Origin of the sequence: Anaerocolumna jejuensis DSM 15929 (assembly GCF_900142215.1) — a bacterium.
GTDB classification, from domain to species: Bacteria; Bacillota; Clostridia; order Lachnospirales; family Lachnospiraceae; genus Anaerocolumna; species Anaerocolumna jejuensis.
The window spans coordinates 9233-10530 of the sequence record NZ_FRAC01000058.1; the positions used below are offsets into that span (position 1 = coordinate 9233).

Here is a 1298-nt window from a genome sequence, read left to right on the forward strand (position 1 = left end):
AAGGTACAGTATCCGGGAAGCTGGGAGGAACTGACCTATGACAAAGCCGGGAACCGAACCGGAAGACGCAGTCCAAGTGGGGAAGAGCTTTACCAGTATGACAGCAGGAACCGCTTGACCAGCCATACCGTAAATGGCAACACAGAAGCTTACACCTATGACAATGCCGGAAACTTATTAAAGGACGGAAAGAATCAGTACACTTATGATGCCTTTCATCGGACAAGCAGGGTGGAAACCTTTGACGGAAACATCCAGATCAACCGCTATGATGCGGAAGGGTTACGCCATGAGATGGAGGAGAACGGAAACCTGGTGCAGTTCATTTTCAGGGGAACTGAGGTCGCAGCCGAAGAAAACAAAGGAGAAACCAAACGTTACATCCGTTCCGATGTCCTGTTAGCTTTCGATGCAGAGAGCGCAAGGACCTACTACCATTATGCAAGCGATGAACTGGGGAGTATCACCCATGTGACAGAGGGAGAGGAAGTCCTCAACCGGTATGAATACGACGCATGGGGAAATGTAACGGAAAGCCAGGAAAAGGCAGAAAACCGTTTTAAGTTTAACGGACAGCAGTTCGATTCTATCAGCAAGCAGTATTACTTAAGAGCCAGATACTATAATCCGGTCATTGAACGCTTCACCCAGGAGAATACCTACCGGGGAGATGGGCTGAACATTTATGCATACTGTGCCAACAATCCGGTGTATTATGTGGATTCCAGCGGAAACATCTGTAAAAAAGCTGCCGATAGAATCATGTCTCTTATGGACGAGGGACGAATTAAAGGCAAAAACATACAGTTGGAATCATATCTGCGGAATAAGTTAAATAATGGAGTATTGAATCCGGCAGAGCAAGAAGTTACTAATAAACTTAATATCGATACTTAAACAAATGTATCCTAATATAGATGCTGAGGTTGTGTATAGTGTTAAAAAGTAAAGGAGAGTAGTGTGAAAGAAAGTAGAGGTCAGCCAAAAAGTGGCGCACTTGAACAAGCTGTCGAAAATGGCTACTTTTGAGAAAGTAGATGATTAATGATGATTAGGAAGCCAGAGGTTCTTTTGGCGGAGGATATAATCCTTCCCGTTCTAATAACTTCAGTGCTTGTTTGATAGCCTTTGCTTTCTGCTTTTCAATTAAAGCTTCAGGCATATCGATTTTGTATAAATCGCTAGGATTCCACTCTTCGCCAGTAGATAACATTTGGTAGATTGCAGTAAGAATCATTCGAGCGATAGCAACAATGGCTCTTTTCTTGCCACGGCGTTTTGTAAGAGATTCATATTTC

Annotated in this window: 1 protein-coding gene and 1 pseudogene; one reads left to right on the forward strand and one right to left on the reverse strand. The window is 43.5% G+C overall.

Features of this window, described 5'->3' with window-relative positions:
• Positions 1-897: RHS repeat domain-containing protein (locus BUB77_RS30335; RefSeq protein ID WP_207650878.1), on the forward strand; the 897-nt coding region annotated here is incomplete at its 5' end.
• A gap of 154 nt (positions 898-1051) precedes the next feature.
• Here the strand turns inward: BUB77_RS30335 and BUB77_RS28730 are convergent.
• Positions 1052-1298 (reverse strand): annotated as a pseudogene (locus BUB77_RS28730) (IS110 family transposase); the annotation flags it as partial.